A 1,737-nucleotide genomic window follows, 5' to 3' on the forward strand; every position below is an offset into this window, starting at 1 on the left:
GTCTTGCACCAACAACAGAATAAAGCAAGGGCTGTAACAGCTCTTTGCCATTGAACTACAAAACATCTACCTTATCGTCCATGTAGATGCAGCGGTGAGCAGCCCCTGCTTTATTCAACGGACGTTGGCACCCATTAAAATGAAACAGTTCAATCTCTTACTTCTTTCACTGCTTTTAATGGCTTGCAGTAGCAGACCTAGCGAGATATCTATAAATGATAGTTCCGCAACTTCTTCTTCAGTAGAGATTGATACTTTAGCTGTAGAAAATGTTGAGCTACCAGATCGAAAAATTCCCTCAGATACGATTTCAATCGACTACCTAAAATATGCAGCCAATTCTGGACAAGGACTAAATTACACATGGATAAAGAAGCTAGACCAAATTGGTGACTTCTTTCAGCCATTAGACCCTGCTTCAATGATTGAGATAAATCGTATTTGGACCATTAATGATTCAATCGCTGCTCTGGAGTTAAGTCACTATACAGGAGTTAGTGTTGAAATCCACTTATTGACCTTTAAGAACAGAAGAGATTTTATTTCTAAGCTGTTAATCAGCAGCCAAGGCGATAGAGACTTAAGCTCTGAATATTATTCTTATACAGAGCATAGGACCCTAAATGACAAAGAAGTTGAATTAAGCATTCATGAAATCATAGGCCCAGATGAGAGTGAGAAAGAAACTGTGATGAAGGAGAAATGGGCTATCCAGGATAATGGACAAATAATAAAAATAAAATAAACGTGTGCCAACAACAGAATAAAGCAAGCTCCCCAGCTCATTAAGCCATTGATAATGCTATTGTCTACCTTTGCGTGGGCGCAGCTAAGGCTGGTGAAGATCGCCTGCTTTATTCAATGGACGTTGGCCGCAAGGCAAATAAATGGAATCGAACCTATTAATACCTCTGCTGACAATTGTGCTTCCTCTACTAGGGGCTGGTGCCGGCTATTTGATAAAAGAGAATATTGAAAAAAAGAAAGACCTACTTAATGAGGTAAATAAAGAGAGGCGTGAGTTGTACCAGCAATTTGTTGATTTGATAATTGACGTATTTAGCGGTACTAAGACAGGTAAACAGAATAAAGACATACAGCTAATACAAAAATTATTCGTCTTCTATAAGAAGTATGTTTTATATGCCTCTCCAGAAGTGATTAATTCATTTTCGGACTACTTTCAATACTTATATTCTGCTGACGGGCAAACTGGAGTACTGGACCATAAAATTCATTTCAGAAAGCTTTCCAGAATAATGTTTGAAATGAGAAAGGATTTAGGACTTTCAAACAAAAACTTAGGTAAAGACGGAGAGAAATTATTCAGAGCATTGATTACGGACTTTGACAAGGTTATGAATTAACCGCACATTTAAAAAATAAAAAACCCAGCGGCCAACAACAGAATAAAGCAAGCTCCCCCAGCTCATTCAGCCATTGACAATGCTATTGTCTACCTTTGCGTAGGCAGAGCTCAGGCCAGTGAATGGTCGCCTGCTTTATTCAACGGACGTTACTCTTCATTCCCCGTTTTTCTGCAGAAAATAATTTCTTGAGCTAACGTTTACGTAAGCATCTTTAGGCTCTCTATAAGACCGATTTTTTAATTGATGCTTAAAAGCTCGAGCTTCATTCCGGTTGGGATGAGAAAAGCCTTTAGTAGTAGAAGTACCAAAGGCTTTGTGGTAATTTCAGTGGCGGCACCTAGAGTGACCCCGATCAGAATAATTACTT

The 1,737-nt window shown here is 38.8% G+C and carries 2 protein-coding genes; both read left to right on the forward strand.

The annotated features are described in order from the left end of the window. Positions 1-139 precede the first annotated feature (139 nt). Positions 140-745, forward strand: coding sequence for a hypothetical protein (locus KWJ01_RS13120; RefSeq protein WP_224996913.1), 606 nt, complete (start codon positions 140-142; stop codon positions 743-745). A 142-nt stretch (positions 746-887) separates the two neighbouring features. Next, a complete protein-coding gene (locus KWJ01_RS13125; protein ID WP_224996914.1) occupies positions 888-1,367 on the forward strand; it encodes a hypothetical protein in 480 nt (159 codons plus the stop codon). The last annotated feature ends 370 nt before the right edge of the window (positions 1,368-1,737 follow it).

This window comes from Cesiribacter sp. SM1, assembly GCF_020178975.1.
Lineage (GTDB): Bacteria > Bacteroidota > Bacteroidia > Cytophagales > Cyclobacteriaceae > Cesiribacter.